Raw genomic sequence first — 13,901 nt, 5'->3', positions numbered from 1 at the left:
CAACCTACGCAGCCCGCGTACGTGCCCGCGAACCATTTGCCACGACGGCGAGCCTGTCGAGGTAGAGGAGCTGGGCGGCCACCAGAGCGACCAGCGCGACGGCGACCACGACCAGCGGCGTGGCGGCGCCGACGTCGGGCGCGGACGCGGTGAATGAGGAGAGCTGGTTCATCTGGGCGACCGGGGTGGTGAACAGGTCGGCGTTCTGGGCCACCAGGAGCGGCCAGAGCAGGTCGTGGGCGTTCATGAGAGTGACGGCGCCGACCAGGATGCCCGCCATGGGGAGCGACGGCAGGAACACGCCGCCGAAGAAGTCCCTGTCGGTACGGCCGGCCAGCCCCTTGCAGAGCAACGTGAGGACGAACAGGGCGGGGACGCTCACCAGCAGGGGCGGGATGAGGGCGGGGAAGGAGTCGATGAGGCCCAGGTTGCGGATGTTCTGCCAGTTGACGACGCCGAGGGGGCCGGGGCCGACGAACAGCCAGGGGGCGAAGGCCAGCAACAGCCACTCGCTGCCGCGTCCGAGGGGTCGCAGGCCGCCGATGCCGAGGGCGGCCAGGTACGCCACGCCGACCGAGATGAGAGCGCCGAAGAGGGCGGGGATCCACGTGTTGACCTGCGTGCGGAGGTCTCCGGCCGGGCTGGGGGGCGAGCCCAGCACGCCGTCGATCCAGGGCCAGGCGCACAGGACGGCGACGGCCACGACCACCACCAGCGCCACGACCCCGACCGCCACCCACACAGGTCCGGGCCGCCGCCGTTCTCCGGCACCGACCTCAGGCATCCCGGGCGCAGGTATCCCGGGTGCACCCGCAACGGGCCAGATGCCCTGGGCCAGCGGACCCTGAACGCCTGGGGCTCCCTGAAGACCAGGGCCTCCGTGCGGGCCAGGGGCTCCCTGCGGGCTGGGCGTGTCATGAGGAGCTGGGCTGCCGAAGGGGCTGGGGGTGCCTTGCTGGCCGGCGGTGCCAGGCGGGGCATAAGGGGCTTGCCCGCCATAGGCTGCTTGCGGACCGTACGTGTCATGGGGTGCCGCGGGCGAGTCGTAGGCCTTCCCAGCGGGTACGAGGCGCGGGGTCACGGTGATGCGGAGCCGGGTCGCGACCGCGATGACCGTGGCGACGATGCCCAGCGCGCCGAGGATCACCCCTGTGAGGGCCGCGACGGACGCCCCAGGGCCGAATTCGGCCATTCTGAAGGCGTAGTCGTACTGAAGACCTGCGAGCGTCTCTGTGGAGCGCTGAGGGCCTCCCCTCGTGAGCACCAGGCCGATGGAGAACGCCTGGAGCCCCACGGCGATCGTGGCGAGCGCGACGAGAGCCCCTACGGCGAGCATCGCAGGACCGGCCGTGCCGCCGCGCAGAGCCGGCAGGAAAGCGATCACGGCCAGCGCGCACACGATCCCGAACGTGGCCGCCGCGACGATCAGCCGGAGCGCCCCAGGGGCCGTGGCCGGTTCGCGCAGGCCCTCGGCCAAGGCGGCCAGGCCGGAGGATTCCGGTGACAGGCCCACTGTCCAGGAGGCCGCGACCGCGACCGGGGAGAAGGCGACGACGGCCAGGGAGAGCGCGATCCGCCCTGCCCGCCTCGGCCACGTGCCCGCCCGGTCGAGCGCCAGCGCCAGCAGCGGCCCCACCACCACCGCCACCAGCAGCGGGATCAGGGTCAGTGAGAGCGTGAACCCCAGTGCCCGCCAGAACTCGTCGTCACCCAGCAGCTCGACGTAGTTGTCGGTCCCCACGTACGCGCTCTCCCGCAGGACGCCGCCGCTCTGGAAGCTCAGCCAAATCGTCTGGGCGGTCGGCAGTACAAGCGTGATGAGGGTGCCGAGCAGCGCCGGTACGGCCAGCAGCCAGCCGAGCGCGGGTGCGTACGCCTGAGGAGGGTTGGGGGAAGTCACGTCGCCCGACCCTACGCCGCCGCAGAAGCCCGCGCACGCCCAGCCATTCACCTCTCCCCGTGCGTTGAGAGATTTCCCTCGGGGAAAGACATGGCTGCTCCGGGTGGCCGCTCACCCACCGACCCCAGGCGCCGAGCTCCACCGCACCTCGTCCCACCGACCCGGCGCGGGCAAGCGCTCTGGCGTCGCAGGCATGCTGAGCACCAAAGGCGCCCTCAGCGTCGCGCCACCCTCGGCGTCGCAGGCATGGTGAGCGTCACAGGCGCCCTCGGCGTCGCAGGCGCCCTCGGCGTCGCAGGGATTCTGGCATCGCAGGGGTAGGCATCACAGGCGCTGGGCGTCGCAGGGATGCTGGATGTCGCAGGGATGCTGGGCGTCACCGGGATGCTGGGCGTCACCGGGAGGCTCGGCGTCGCGGCGGCCCCTGGTGCGCCCGCCGCAGCGCGACTCGCGGCGTCGGCGGCCCAGGCGGGATCGGTGGGGGCAGCCGTATGAGCGCCGATGGCCGCACCGAACGCCGAGGTCCGACGAGGCTGGGTAGCGTGCAGCCCCAAGCAGAACTGCTGCCCAAATCAGGACCGTCGGGCCCCAGCAGGCGGCCCGAGCGGGACAGGAATGCCGCGCCGGGACCGGCAGACCGCCAAGTGGTACAGGAAGCCGAACCCTTGCAGCGCTTAAGCCGCTCGCCTGTGCGCAGCGACCAGCTACATAAAGCTGAGCGGACCGGACGGCCGGGCCGAGCGGAAGCGGACGGCTGTGTGGGGTCGGGTTAGTCGAGGGCGGCCAGGACGTCGTCGGACACGTCGAAGTTGGCGAAGACGTTCTGTACGTCGTCGCTGTCCTCCAGCGCGTCAATGAGCCGGAACACCTTCTTTGCCCCGTCCTCGTCGAGCGGCACGCTCATCGTGGGCAGGAACCCGGACTCGGCCGAGTCGTAGTCGATCCCGGCCTCCTGCAACGCCTTGCGCACCGGCACCAGGTCCCCGGCCTCGGAGACGACCTCGAAGGACTCGCCCAGGTCGTTGACCTCCTCGGCGCCCGCGTCGAGCACGGCCATCAGCACAGTGTCCTCGTCGAGCCCGTCCTTGGGCACGATGACGACGCCCTTGCGGTTGAACATGTAGGAGACGGACCCGGGGTCGGCCAGTGAGCCGCCGTTGCGGGTGAGCGCGACGCGCACCTCGGAGGCGGCGCGGTTGCGGTTGTCGGTGAGGCACTCGATGAGCACCGCGACGCCGCCGGGCGCGTAGCCCTCGTACATGATCGTCTGCCAGTCGGCGCCGCCGGCCTCCAGGCCGCCGCCGCGCTTGCGCGCCCGCTCGATGTTGTCGTTGGGCACGGAGTTCTTCTTCGCCTTGAAGATGGCGTCGAAGAGGGTGGGGTTGGCGTCCGGGTCAGGGCCACCGGTCCGGGCCGCCACTTCGATGTTCTTGATGAGCTTGGCGAACAGCTTGCCGCGCTTGGCGTCGAGCGCGGCCTTCTTGTGCTTCGTCGTCGCCCATTTGGAGTGGCCGGACATTACCTAGAGCTCCCTCACCATGTCTACGAAGTAACGGTGCACGCGTACGTCCCCGGTGAGCTCGGGATGGAACGACGTAGCGAGCAACGGCCCTTGACGGACCGCGACGATCCTATCCCCAGGCTCGGACCTGCCCAGCACTTCGACATCCGGGCCGACGGATTCGACCCAGGGCGCGCGGATGAAGATCGCGTGCACCAGCTCCCCGCCGAAGCGCAGGTCGGACTCGAAGGAGTCGACCTGGCGGCCGAACGCGTTGCGCCTGACCACCATGTCGATGCCGCCGATGGTCTGCTGCCCGGCGGCGCCGTCCTCGATCCGGTCGGCCAGCATGATCATGCCGGCGCAGGAGCCGTAGGCGGGCATGCCTTCCTTGATCCGCAGCCGCAGGGGTTGCAACATGTCGAAGATCTCGGCGAGCTTCCACATCGTGGTCGACTCGCCACCGGGGATGACCAGGGCGTCGACCGCGTCCAGCTCGGCGGGGCGGCGTACGGCGACGGCCGTCGCGCCCGCCTCCTGAAGCATGCGCGCATGCTCACGCACGTCTCCTTGGAGGGCGAGTACACCGATCGTGGGCACAGTCGATCCTTTCGTCCGCTTACGGGTTCCGACAATTCAACACCAGGGCGGCCCGGCATCTTCCTAGGGGGCCACCTCGATGTGGACGGGCTTGTGGTCGGACCACGTCACCTCCCGCGCGACGTGACAGCGCCGCACGCTGCCCTTGGGGGCGAACAGGTAGTCGAGCTTCCTGCCCTCGCGAGTCCACCCTCCGGTACGCCGTGCGCCCCGCTGGTCGCATTCCTGGTACGCGCGGTAGAGCGGGGCGACGGCACGGCGGCCGGCGGCGGAGCCGTACCCGCTGTCGGGCGGCGAGACGTTGAGGTCGCCGCCCACGACCGTCCGGTACCCGGGCCTGGCGGCCACCTCCATCAGGCGTTCGAGCTGCTCGGTCCGGTAGGGCGCGCCGGGCTGACGGTCGTCGTAGGCGCCGCCGGAGGACAGGTGGGTGCCGCACGCGCGGACCTTCACGGCGGGAACGGTGGCGCAGATGGCCGCCCGTTTGACGTACCACGGCGGCGCGGGCAGCGGGTGGATCTCGAACGTGACCGCGTCATCCGCCACCGCGACCGCGATGCTCTGCGCGCCGCGCGGGCGGCCGAGGCGGTCAGGGTGGCAGGCGTACGGTTTGCCGTCCTGCGTGGTCAGGCCCCATGAGCCGACCGTCCACGGCCGGCCGGTGCGTTGTTCGAGCCAGAGCTCCAGCGTGCCCGCCGCGCCCGTGCAGAACTCCTGGAGGAAGATCACGTCTGTCCTGGCGGGGACCTGCCGGCCGATGTTCCCGGCCAGTTCGATCGCGCTGGCGCGGTAGAAGCGGCAGTCGGAGTTGGTGCCGGTGCAGACGTTCCACGTCATCACCGACAGATCCGTACGTAAAGGTGCTGTGAGCAGCGACGCCACGAGCACCAGTACGTGTCCCACCATGGTGAGACATCAAATCAGGTGGAGGGCACTGTCGCCACGTCGCGCATCGTGTGGCCGGCGTCCACCCGGACCAGCGAGCGCAGGTGGTGCCGCCGCAGGTAGAGGACGGCCATGCCGGCGAGGCAGCAGACGGCCCCCAGCACGTACGGCACGGAGACGCCGATCTCCTCGCCCAGCTTGGTGGCGATGAACGGCGCCAGCGCGCCCCCCATCCAGCGCACGAAGTTGTAGCCCGCCGACGCGACCGGCCTGGGCGCGTCGGAGACCTCCATGGCCGACTCGGTGAAAACGGTGTTGTTGAGGCCGATGGGGATGCCGGACAGGATGGTGAACACGATGACGCCCACGTGCCCGGACAGCGCGATGCCGATCTGGAAGACGGCGAGCAGGGCCAGCGCCAGGTGCAGCACGTTCACCGAGCCCATCTTGCGCTGCAGCGGCGGCGCCCCGAAGACCGAGGCCAGTGCCACGCAGACGCCCCAGCCGAAGAAGACGGAGCCGATGCCGTAGGGGGTCATGTGCAGAATGAACGGGGTGAAGGCCAGGATCGTGAAGAACGCGAAGTTGTAGAACAGCGCGGTGAAGGCGGTCGTGGACAGGCCGCCGTGGCCCAGAGCCCTGATGGGGGCGCTGAGCCTGGTCCTGACCGCGGGCTTGGGCGTGGCTTTGAGCAGCGTGACGATCAGCACCAGGCCGGCGGCCATGAGCGTGGCGGTGCCGAAGAACGGGGCCCGCCAGTTCCAGTCGCCGAGCAGGGCGCCGACGAGTGGGCCCGCGGAGATGCCGAGGCCGAGCGCGGCCTCGTACAGGATGATGGCCGATTCCGCGCCACCGCTGGCGGCGCCGACGATGACGGCCAGGGCGGTGGCCACGAACAGCGCGTTGCCCAGGCCCCAGCCGGCGCGGAAGCCGACGAGCTCGGCGACGCTGCCGGAGGTGCCGGCCAGCGCGGCGAACACGATCACCAGCGCCAGCCCGGCCAGCAGCGTGCGCTTGCCGCCGATGCGGCTGGAGACCCAGCCGGTGATCAGCATGGCCACGGCCGTCACCAGGAAATAGCTGGTGAACAGCAGGGACACCTGGCTCGGGGTGGCCTTCAGCCCTTGGGCGATGGAAGGGAGGATCGGGTCGACGAGCCCGATGCCCATGAAGGCCACGACCGCGGCGAACGCGGTGGCCCAGACGGACATGGGCTGACGGAGGATTCCGCCGCCGGTTTGCATACTGCTCCTTACTTCTACGAGCGGCCGAGCTTCGCCAGCACGGGCAGGGCGGCCGCGAGTGTGGCGCGCTCGTTCTCGCTGAGCGCGGCCAGTTCCCGGGTGAGGTAGGCGATCCTGGCCTGGCGGACGGCGCGCAGCCGTTCGCGTCCCTCGCCGGTGAGCTCGACCGTCCTGACCCGCGCGTCGGCGGGGTCGGAGCCGCGGGTCACGAGGCCCGCGTCCGCCAGCCGGTTGATCTGGACGGTCATGGTGGGGAGCTGCACGGCGTGCTCCTCGGCCAGCGCGGTCATGCGGCGGGCGCCCTGTTCGAGCGAGCCCATGACGCTGTACTGCTGGCTGGTGACGGGCTGGCCGGCGACTGTGCGCCTGAGCAGGAGGACCAGGTGCCGCAGCACCGTGGAGACCTGATCGGCCAGGTGAGTGGGATCGTCCCTCATGCTTAGCCCAACTAACTTAGCCAGGCTAATATTCCACCCAAAGAGAGAACCCGGCCGCGTGGACCGGGTTCTCCGAAGGGGTTACGGGCGCTCTGTCTCCAGGCGGACCGTCTCCTCCACTGTCATGCCCTGGGTGCGCAGGCCCGGGTCCAGCGGACGCAGGTACGTCTGCCGCACTCCCGGCACCCGGTCCTCGATGACGAACGTGGCCCTGGTGTAGACCTCGCCGCCGGGCGTCTGCACCTGCGGCACGACCTTGAAGTCGGCCGCCATCTGGTCGCGCTCGATCTTCGTCAGCACGTATCCGCGCTGGTTGTTGTAGAACTTCAGGTGCGGGTTGATGGTCAGGAACGGGTGCTGGGCGGGGTCGGAGTCGCCGCCGTTGCCGCCCGTGGAGATCGACGTGGCCACCAGCTCCGAGCCCACCGTCGGTCCGGTCGGGTCGTCGTAGTCGAGCTTGAGGTCGCTGGCCCAGTGCGCGTGCACGTCACCGGTCAGCACGACGGGGTTGCGCACCTCGGCGTCGACCCAGCCCTGGGTGATGCGCTGACGGGAGGCCACGTAACCGTCCCAGGCGTCCTGGGAGGTGATCTTGGCGGGTCCCGCGTTGTTGTCGCGCTGGGCGAAGAAGACCTGCTGGCCCAGGATGTCCCACTGCGCGCGGGAGTGGTGGAAGCCGTTCAGCAGCCACTCCTCCTGCGCGGCGCCCGTGATCGAGCGCGCCGGGTCCACCGCGGCGGGGCAGTCGTCGTATCCGTCGCCGCAGCCCTGGTCGTCGCGGTACTGGCGGGTGTCGAGCATGTGGAACGTGGCCATCCTGCCCCACCGGATGCGCCGGTAGAGCTGCATGTCGATGCCGCGCGGGATCGAGGTGCGGCGCAGCGGCATGTTCTCGTAGTAGGCGCGGAAGGCGGCCTCGCGCCGGGTCAGGAAGTTCGGCTGGGGCACCTCGGGCTTCTCCGGCACCTCGTCGGCCCAGTTGTTGTCCAGTTCGTGGTCGTCCCACACCACCAGCCAGGGCGCGGCGGCGTGCGCGGCCTGGAGGTCGGCGTCGGCCTTGTACTGGGCGTGGCGCTGACGGTAGCCGGCCAGGGTCTCGGTCTCGGGGCCCTCGTGGTCGCGGACGTTGCCGCCGGGGATGGTGTAGGAGTCCTTGGTGTACTCGTACTGGTAGTCGCCCAGGTGCAGGATCAGGTCCGGGCGTTCCTCGGCCAGGTGGCGGTAGCTGGTGAAGTAGCCGTGCTCGTACTGGGCGCAGGAGACGAAGGCCATGGACAGGGCGCCGCCGTACGAGAGGGGGTGCGGGGCGGTGCGGGCGCGGCCGATCGGGGAGACGTACGGGCCCACGCGGAAGCGGTACCAGTAGTCGCGGTCGGAGCCGAGCCCCTGGACCTCGACGTGCACGCTGTGGCCCCATTCGGGGGCGGCGACGCTGACGCCGGTGCGCACGACGCGGCGGGCGCGCTCGTCGGAGTACACCTGCCACTGCACGGGGAAGGGCCGCTGGGGCATGCCGCCGAACCCGTCGTCGGCCAGCGGCTCCTGGGCGAGCCTCGTCCAGAGGACGAAGCCTTCGTGGTCGGGGTCGCCGCTGGCGACGCCGAGGGTGAACGGGTCGGTACGCAGGCCACGAGAGGCGAGACTCTGGGCCGTCTCGGCGGCGGGATCAGGCTCGGCGTGCGCGGCGGTGGAGGGAATGGCCGCCGCGGCGCCAGCAGCTAACCCCGTGACGAGGAAATGCCGTCGGTTGAGGGACATGTGCGGCTCCTGGGACGATCAAGGATGGGGACGCCCCGTAGCCTGACTGAGAATCATGACTACACGGTGAACACCACACAACACGAAAAAGGCGACATCTTTCGCGGATGTCGCCTTCTCCGGCGATTTTCACCGTCACATCGTGGCGCCCCCGCCAGGCCGCCGTCGGCCTGCCAGAGGTGATCGTGCCACGCGTCCAGGCCGGTGACCTGCAACGACGCGCAAAGCTTTACCAGCCGCGGTCGGCCAGGCGGTGCGGCTGCGGGATCTCGTCGACGTTGATGCCGACCATGGCCTCGCCCAGGCCGCGCGAGACCTTGGCGAGGACGTCGGGGTCGTCGTAGAAGGTGGTGGCCTTGACGATGGCCGCGGCGCGCTTGGCCGGGTCGCCCGACTTGAAGATGCCCGAGCCCACGAACACGCCCTCGGCGCCGAGCTGCATCATCATCGCCGCGTCCGCGGGGGTGGCGATGCCGCCCGCGGTGAACAGCACGACCGGGAGCTTGCCGGTCTTGGCGACCTCGGCGACCAGCTCGTAGGGGGCCTGCAGCTCCTTGGCGGCGACGTACAGCTCGTCCTCGGGCAGCGAGGTGAGCCGCTTGATCTCGGCACGGATGGTGCGCATGTGGGTGACGGCGTTGGAGACGTCACCGGTGCCGGCCTCGCCCTTGGAGCGGATCATGGCCGCGCCCTCGGTGATGCGGCGCATGGCCTCGCCCAGGTTGGTGGCCCCGCACACGAAAGGCACGGTGAACTGCCACTTGTCGATGTGGTTGGCGTAGTCGGCCGGGGTCAGCACCTCCGACTCGTCCACGTAGTCCACACCGAGCGACTGCAGCACCTTGGCCTCGACGAAGTGACCGATGCGGGCCTTGGCCATGACGGGGATCGACACGGCGGCGATGATGCCGTCGATCATGTCGGGGTCGCTCATCCTGGACACGCCGCCCTGGGCGCGGATGTCGGCGGGCACCCGCTCGAGGGCCATGACGGCGACCGCGCCTGCATCCTCAGCGATCTTGGCCTGCTCGGCGGTGACGACGTCCATGATGACGCCGCCCTTGAGCATCTCGGCCATGCCGCGCTTGACACGGGCGGTTCCGGTGACGGGGGTGCTCTCTGGCGTGCTGCTGGACACGGTCATCCTCACGGCTCTCACGGGCTCTAACGGCGAATCGGTAAGTTATCAACCCCATCGTAGGTCCTGAAGGACCCCTCCCCCGACATGCCAAGATGTCAGGATTTATCGCCTGATCTGTACATCAAGGCGCTATGGGATGACGGGCTTGCGGCTGGCGAGGGCCACCCAGACCTGGCCGGGCGCGAAGTTCATCGGCTCCCCGCTCTCAGTGGTGAACGTCGTGCCGCCGTCCTCCGATTCCCGCTCCCACTTCGCCTTGAAGGCTTTACCGTCGCGCAGCACGATCGCCGAGCCCTTGCCCGTGCTGTGCACGAGCGGCGTGTAGCTCTGGTTCTTGTCGTGGAACTCCGAGCGCTCGGTCTTGGTGTACTGGACGACGACCGTCGGCGCGCCGAGCTGCCCGCCCTCGGCGGCGACGTCCTTCTTGCCGTCCTGCCAGATCAGCCACTGCTTCTTCGTCTCCGACCAGCCGAAGGTGAAGCGCGCGGCGGGCCACTTGACGGTGTACGACTTGCGCTCGACCCCGCCCTCGGCCGGGGCGTCGCCGAAGGTGTAGCCGATGTCCTTGGCCTTGGTCGCCTTGGGCGCCTTGGCCAGGAGCTGCTTGGTGTTGGCGAAGAGGTTGTAGGGGGCGAAGCGGCCAGGCTGGCGGAAGTAGGCGCCGGGGTTGCGCGTGTCGCCCACGTCGAACAGCGACGCCTCGGCGATGAACGGCAACATCTTGGTCTGCGCGCCCGAGTAGGAGAAGGCAGGCTTGCCGAACTGCGGCGCGATGTGCAGGTCGGAGATGCGCGCGCTGCGCACGGGGCCCACCTTGGCCGGCACCTTGGAGGAGAAGATCGCCATGAGCCGGGTCAGGCCCGCCTCGACCTGCTCGATGTAGACGATGTCCGCGCTCTTGAGCCCGAGCTGCGGCTTGCCCGCCGCGGTGTTCTCGATCTTCACCGCGAGCACGGGCCTGAGGTTCTCGTACGGCTTGCCGGTGAAGGGATGGGCGTTGACCTCCTCCTGCGGCTCCTCGCTCGGCGCGGCCGTGGTCGCCTGGGGAGCCTGGCCCGCGGCGGGCTCGTCCGACGAGCAGGCTGCGACGGGCAGCAGCACGGCCGCCCCCGCCAGCCAGAGCGTGAACATCCGGGGTAGCCGCACGTGTGTTTCTCCTCGCTTCAGCCCGAAAACGGGATGAAGCATACTGGCTTCCCCAAATTAGGTCATTCAGTTGCCATGGTCGCAGGCGGATTGTCATCAATCTCGAAGAATTGGGGGTATTCGGTATGCCCGGCCAGGCGCAGGGTCCTGGCCAGCCAGCGGCGCTGGGCCGTACGCGTGACGCCGACCGCGTTGTTGTGGAAGCTGCGAGAGTAGACCACCTTGGCCACCGCCGCGTCGAGCTCTTCCAGCAGGTCGGGACCCCCGGGCGCCTCCGACAACTTCTCCCTGAACCGCTCCTGGTCCACCGCCGCCCGCAGGGCCCGCGACAGGTCGCTCTCGGCGTGCTCGCGCTCGTCCGGCCCCGCCGTCCTGGCCTCGTGCGCCGCCGCGGCCAGCACCAGCGACGTGGCGGGGTCGAGCAGGCGCGAGCCGGCCAGCTCCAGCACCACCGCCCTGCGCCGCGTCAGCGCGGCGTCGAGGGACTCCTGGGCCAGCTCCAGCCGGATGTGCAGGCGGTCGAGGCGGCCGGCGCGCCAGGAGATGTAGACGGCCGTGAGCACGACGACGATGCCCACGATCAGCACGATCATGGTCGATGTCACAGGTCTTCCTCCACGCGTCCCGCGCCGCTGGTGGTGACGGTCTCGTAGACGCGCACGACGTCACGCGCGACCGTGGACCAGTCGTACTTCTTGACCGCCACCAGCGCCTCGGCCGCCAGCTTGGCCCGCCGCTCGGGGGCGTCGAGCAGCGCGCCCGCCTCGCGCGCCAGCGAGGCCGGGTCGCCGTTGGCGAACAACGCGCCCGCCTGCCCGCCGCCCAGCACCTTGCGGAAGGCGGGGATGTCGCTGGCCAGCACGGTCGCCCCCGACGCCATGGCCTCGGCCAGCACGATGCCGAAGCTCTCCCCGCGGGTGTTGGGCGCGCAGAACACGTCGACCGAGTGGTAGGCGCGGATCTTGTCGGCCTCGTTCACCATGCCGAGCAGCGTCACCCGGTCGCGGAACTCCTTCGGCACCCGCTCGTAGACATCCTTCTCGTCCCCGGGACCGGCGATGAGCAGCTTCAGCTCCGGCCGCTCGGCCGCCAGCTCCCCGAACGCGTCGAGCAGGATCGGCAGGCCCTTGCGCTCCTCGTCCATGCGGCCGAGGAAGCCGATCGTGGCCCCGTCGGGCCCCCAGCCGTCGAGCGGCTCGGCCTCGGTGTAGCGGGAGACGGTGACGCCGTTCGGGATCAGGACCGTGTCGCCGCCGAACTGCTCCACCAGGCTCTTGCGCGCCGCGTCGGAGACCGCGATGCGGCCGCTGAGCTTCTCCAGCGCGCTGCGCAGCAGCGGCTCGGCCACCGCGATCGCCCGCGAGCGCGAGAACGAGGCGTGGAACGTGGCCACGATCGGCCCCTTGGCCGCCCAGCAGGCCAGCACGCCCAGGCTCGGGATCAGCGGCTCATGGATGTGCAGCACGTCGAACCCGCCCGTGCGCACCCATCGCCGCACCCGCGCGGCCGACAGGAACCCGAACGACATCCTGGCCACCGACCCGTTGTACGGCACCGGCACCGCCCTGCCCGCGCCCGTCACGTACGGGGGCAGCTCGTCGTCGTCGGCCGCCGGCGCGATCACCGACACGTCGTGCCCCTGCGCGATGAGCGCCTGCGCCAGGTCGTCGATGTGCTGTCTGACTCCACCAGGCATGTCCCACGAGTAGGGACAGACGATGCCGACCCTCATCGGGGGTCCAGGTCGTCCAGCCAGAGCCGCTGCATCATGTGCCAGTCCTCCGGGTGCTCGGAGATGCCCTTCTCGAACACGTCGGCCAGGCCCTGCGCGACGGCCGCGACCTTCTCCTGCCGGGTGCCCTCCGCGGGGACCGGGATCTCCTCGTGGATGTGGATGCCCCAGTCGTCGCCCACGAAGTAGACGGAGGCGGGTAGCAGCGCCGCGCCCGTCTGCACGGCCAGCAGCGGCGGCCCCGCGGGCACCTTGGTGGTCGCGCCGAAGAAGCGCACCTCGATCCCGCTCTTGGTCAGGTCGCGCTCGGCGGGCAGGCAGACCACGCCGCCCTTGCGCACCCGCGTGGCCAGGGTGCCGAAGTTGTGCCCGTCGCCGCCGGTGAGCGGCAGCACCTCCATGCCCAGACCCTCGCGGAAGGCCACGTAGCGGCGGAACAACGACTCGGGTTTGAGCCGCTCGGCCACGGTGGCGAACGGGTGGCCGACGCCGACCAGCCACGCCCCTGCCTGGTCCCAGTTGCCCATGTGCGGCAGCGCTAAGACCACGCCCCGCCCGGCCGCCACGGTGTCGTGGATGTGCTCGGCCCCGATGACGTGGGTACGGCGCACGACCTCCTCGGTGCGCATCGACGGCAGCCGGAAGACCTCGTGGAAGTAGCGGAAGTAGGAGCGCATCCCGGCCCTGCCGAGCTCACGCAGCTCCTTGCTGCCGACGTCGAGCCCGGTCACCCGGGCCAGGTTGGACTCCAGCCTGCGCACGGACTTGCCCTGCCGGCGCCAGACCCGGTCGGCCAGGAGCCGGAAGACCGCCGCCGTCGGGCGCCAGGGCAGCAGCGGCACGACCTTCCACCCCGCCGCGAACCCGGCGGCCACGACCCGATCGCCGAACGACGCCTTCTCGCTCATTTCTCCCTCGTCTGCTGGTATACGGCCACCACGCGCTGCCCCACGGTGATCACGCTGGCCACCGCGAGCAGCCACATGCCCACAGGCAGGATGTACGGAACGCCGAGCCCCGAGAAGCAGGCCGCCACCAGCGCCACGACCAGCCGCTCCGGCCGCTCCGCCAGCCCCACGTCGGCGGTGAGCCCGAGCCCCTCGGCCCTGGCTTTGGCGTAGGAGACGATCGTGCCGGCCGCCAGGCACACCAGCGTCACCGCGGCCATCAGGGTGTCGTCCGTGTTGATGAAGTAGAGGATCAGCCCGGCGAAGATGGCCGCGTCGGCCACCCGGTCGAGCGTCGAGTCGAGGAAGGCCCCCCAGGTGCTGCCGCCCTTCCCGCCGAGCCGGGCCACGACTCCGTCGAGCAGGTCGAACAGCACGAAGAGGGTGATCACCAGAGCCCCCCAGGTGAGCTGTCCCAGGGGGAAGAAGAGCAGGGCGGACACGACGGTCCCGAGGGTGCCGACCGCCGTGACGGCGTTCGGGCCGATCCCGCGGCCGACGAGAGCCCTGCCCAGCGGGGTGAGTATCCGGGTCATGGCCGGGCGCAGGAGTTTGAGCATCGCGGTCCGATCGTAGGCCATGCCGAGCGTGACAACTTTCTTTGCCTCGC

General features: G+C 70.2%; 14 protein-coding genes. 1 reads left to right on the top strand and 13 read right to left on the bottom strand.

Features of this window, described 5'->3' with window-relative positions:
- Positions 1 to 4 precede the first annotated feature (4 nt).
- The gene (locus ACFPZ3_RS11445; protein WP_379513993.1) at positions 5 to 1,900 is read right to left on the bottom strand and encodes a hypothetical protein; all 1,896 of its coding nucleotides are present in this window, start codon (positions 1,898 to 1,900) and stop codon (positions 5 to 7) included.
- 348 nt (positions 1,901 to 2,248) lie between these two features.
- Here ACFPZ3_RS11445 and ACFPZ3_RS11440 point away from each other — a divergent pair, with 348 nt between their 5' ends.
- The gene (locus ACFPZ3_RS11440) at positions 2,249 to 2,395 is read left to right on the top strand and encodes a hypothetical protein (RefSeq protein ID WP_379513992.1); all 147 of its coding nucleotides are present in this window, start codon (positions 2,249 to 2,251) and stop codon (positions 2,393 to 2,395) included.
- A 274-nt stretch (positions 2,396 to 2,669) separates the two neighbouring features.
- Here ACFPZ3_RS11440 and ACFPZ3_RS11435 read toward each other — a convergent pair whose 3' ends face one another.
- From ACFPZ3_RS11435 to pgsA, 12 genes are all read right to left on the bottom strand, one after another.
- Positions 2,670 to 3,419, bottom strand: a complete 750-nt coding sequence (locus tag ACFPZ3_RS11435; protein ID WP_379513991.1) for a YebC/PmpR family DNA-binding transcriptional regulator — start codon at positions 3,417 to 3,419, stop codon at positions 2,670 to 2,672.
- A 3-nt stretch (positions 3,420 to 3,422) separates the two neighbouring features.
- Positions 3,423 to 4,001, bottom strand: a complete 579-nt coding sequence (pdxT, locus tag ACFPZ3_RS11430; protein ID WP_379513990.1) for a pyridoxal 5'-phosphate synthase glutaminase subunit PdxT — start codon at positions 3,999 to 4,001, stop codon at positions 3,423 to 3,425.
- Positions 4,002 to 4,064: 63 nt separating this feature from the next.
- On the bottom strand, positions 4,065 to 4,907 hold the full coding sequence (locus ACFPZ3_RS11425; protein ID WP_379513989.1) for an endonuclease/exonuclease/phosphatase family protein: 843 nt from the start codon (positions 4,905 to 4,907) through the stop codon (positions 4,065 to 4,067).
- Positions 4,908 to 4,921: 14 nt separating this feature from the next.
- Entirely contained in the window at positions 4,922 to 6,097 is a 1,176-nt protein-coding gene (locus tag ACFPZ3_RS11420) for an MFS transporter (RefSeq protein WP_379513988.1), read from the bottom strand.
- Between the two features lie 47 nt (positions 6,098 to 6,144).
- Positions 6,145 to 6,567, bottom strand: a complete 423-nt coding sequence (locus ACFPZ3_RS11415; protein ID WP_379513987.1) for a MarR family winged helix-turn-helix transcriptional regulator — start codon at positions 6,565 to 6,567, stop codon at positions 6,145 to 6,147.
- Between the two features lie 81 nt (positions 6,568 to 6,648).
- Positions 6,649 to 8,325 (bottom strand): alkaline phosphatase D family protein, encoded by a 1,677-nt coding sequence (locus ACFPZ3_RS11410; protein WP_379513986.1) that lies wholly within the window; start codon positions 8,323 to 8,325, stop codon positions 6,649 to 6,651.
- A 229-nt stretch (positions 8,326 to 8,554) separates the two neighbouring features.
- Positions 8,555 to 9,469 (bottom strand): pyridoxal 5'-phosphate synthase lyase subunit PdxS, encoded by a 915-nt coding sequence (gene pdxS / locus ACFPZ3_RS11405; protein WP_379513985.1) that lies wholly within the window; start codon positions 9,467 to 9,469, stop codon positions 8,555 to 8,557.
- A 126-nt stretch (positions 9,470 to 9,595) separates the two neighbouring features.
- Positions 9,596 to 10,612: a DUF3048 domain-containing protein gene (locus tag ACFPZ3_RS11400; protein ID WP_379513984.1), complete on the bottom strand. Its 1,017-nt coding sequence runs from the start codon at positions 10,610 to 10,612 to the stop codon at positions 9,596 to 9,598.
- A gap of 62 nt (positions 10,613 to 10,674) precedes the next feature.
- On the bottom strand, positions 10,675 to 11,217 hold the full coding sequence (locus tag ACFPZ3_RS11395) for a hypothetical protein (protein ID WP_379513983.1): 543 nt from the start codon (positions 11,215 to 11,217) through the stop codon (positions 10,675 to 10,677).
- Complete coding sequence (locus ACFPZ3_RS11390) at positions 11,214 to 12,344, bottom strand: glycosyltransferase family 4 protein (protein ID WP_379513982.1); 1,131 nt, start codon at positions 12,342 to 12,344, stop codon at positions 11,214 to 11,216. Before ACFPZ3_RS11390 ends, ACFPZ3_RS11395 begins: the two co-directional genes overlap by 4 nt.
- Entirely contained in the window at positions 12,341 to 13,252 is a 912-nt protein-coding gene (locus ACFPZ3_RS11385) for a phosphatidylinositol mannoside acyltransferase (protein ID WP_379513981.1), read from the bottom strand. Before ACFPZ3_RS11385 ends, ACFPZ3_RS11390 begins: the two co-directional genes overlap by 4 nt.
- Positions 13,249 to 13,872: a phosphatidylinositol phosphate synthase gene (gene pgsA, locus ACFPZ3_RS11380; protein WP_379513980.1), complete on the bottom strand. Its 624-nt coding sequence runs from the start codon at positions 13,870 to 13,872 to the stop codon at positions 13,249 to 13,251. Before pgsA ends, ACFPZ3_RS11385 begins: the two co-directional genes overlap by 4 nt.
- Positions 13,873 to 13,901 lie beyond the last annotated feature (29 nt).

Source organism: Nonomuraea insulae (assembly GCF_042656245.1).
The sequence above is the reverse complement of the archived record's forward strand: the minus strand, read 5'-3'. Positions and strand labels throughout refer to the sequence as shown.

Bases quoted from the DNA above. Each gene is read 5' to 3' on its own strand.
- ACFPZ3_RS11440 (WP_379513992.1), top strand. From the start codon at position 2,249: ATGCTGGATGTCGCAGGGATGCTGGGCGTCACCGGGATGCTGGGCGTC.
- ACFPZ3_RS11410 (WP_379513986.1), bottom strand. From the start codon at position 8,325: ATGTCCCTCAACCGACGGCATTTCCTCGTCACGGGGTTAGCTGCTGGC.
- ACFPZ3_RS11420 (WP_379513988.1), bottom strand. From the start codon at position 6,097: ATGTCCGTCTGGGCCACCGCGTTCGCCGCGGTCGTGGCCTTCATGGGC.
- pdxS (WP_379513985.1), bottom strand. From the start codon at position 9,469: ATGACCGTGTCCAGCAGCACGCCAGAGAGCACCCCCGTCACCGGAACC.
- ACFPZ3_RS11385 (WP_379513981.1), bottom strand. From the start codon at position 13,252: ATGAGCGAGAAGGCGTCGTTCGGCGATCGGGTCGTGGCCGCCGGGTTC.
- ACFPZ3_RS11435 (WP_379513991.1), bottom strand. From the start codon at position 3,419: ATGTCCGGCCACTCCAAATGGGCGACGACGAAGCACAAGAAGGCCGCG.
- ACFPZ3_RS11390 (WP_379513982.1), bottom strand. From the start codon at position 12,344: ATGAGGGTCGGCATCGTCTGTCCCTACTCGTGGGACATGCCTGGTGGA.
- ACFPZ3_RS11425 (WP_379513989.1), bottom strand. From the start codon at position 4,907: ATGGTGGGACACGTACTGGTGCTCGTGGCGTCGCTGCTCACAGCACCT.
- pgsA (WP_379513980.1), bottom strand. From the start codon at position 13,872: ATGGCCTACGATCGGACCGCGATGCTCAAACTCCTGCGCCCGGCCATG.
- ACFPZ3_RS11415 (WP_379513987.1), bottom strand. From the start codon at position 6,567: ATGAGGGACGATCCCACTCACCTGGCCGATCAGGTCTCCACGGTGCTG.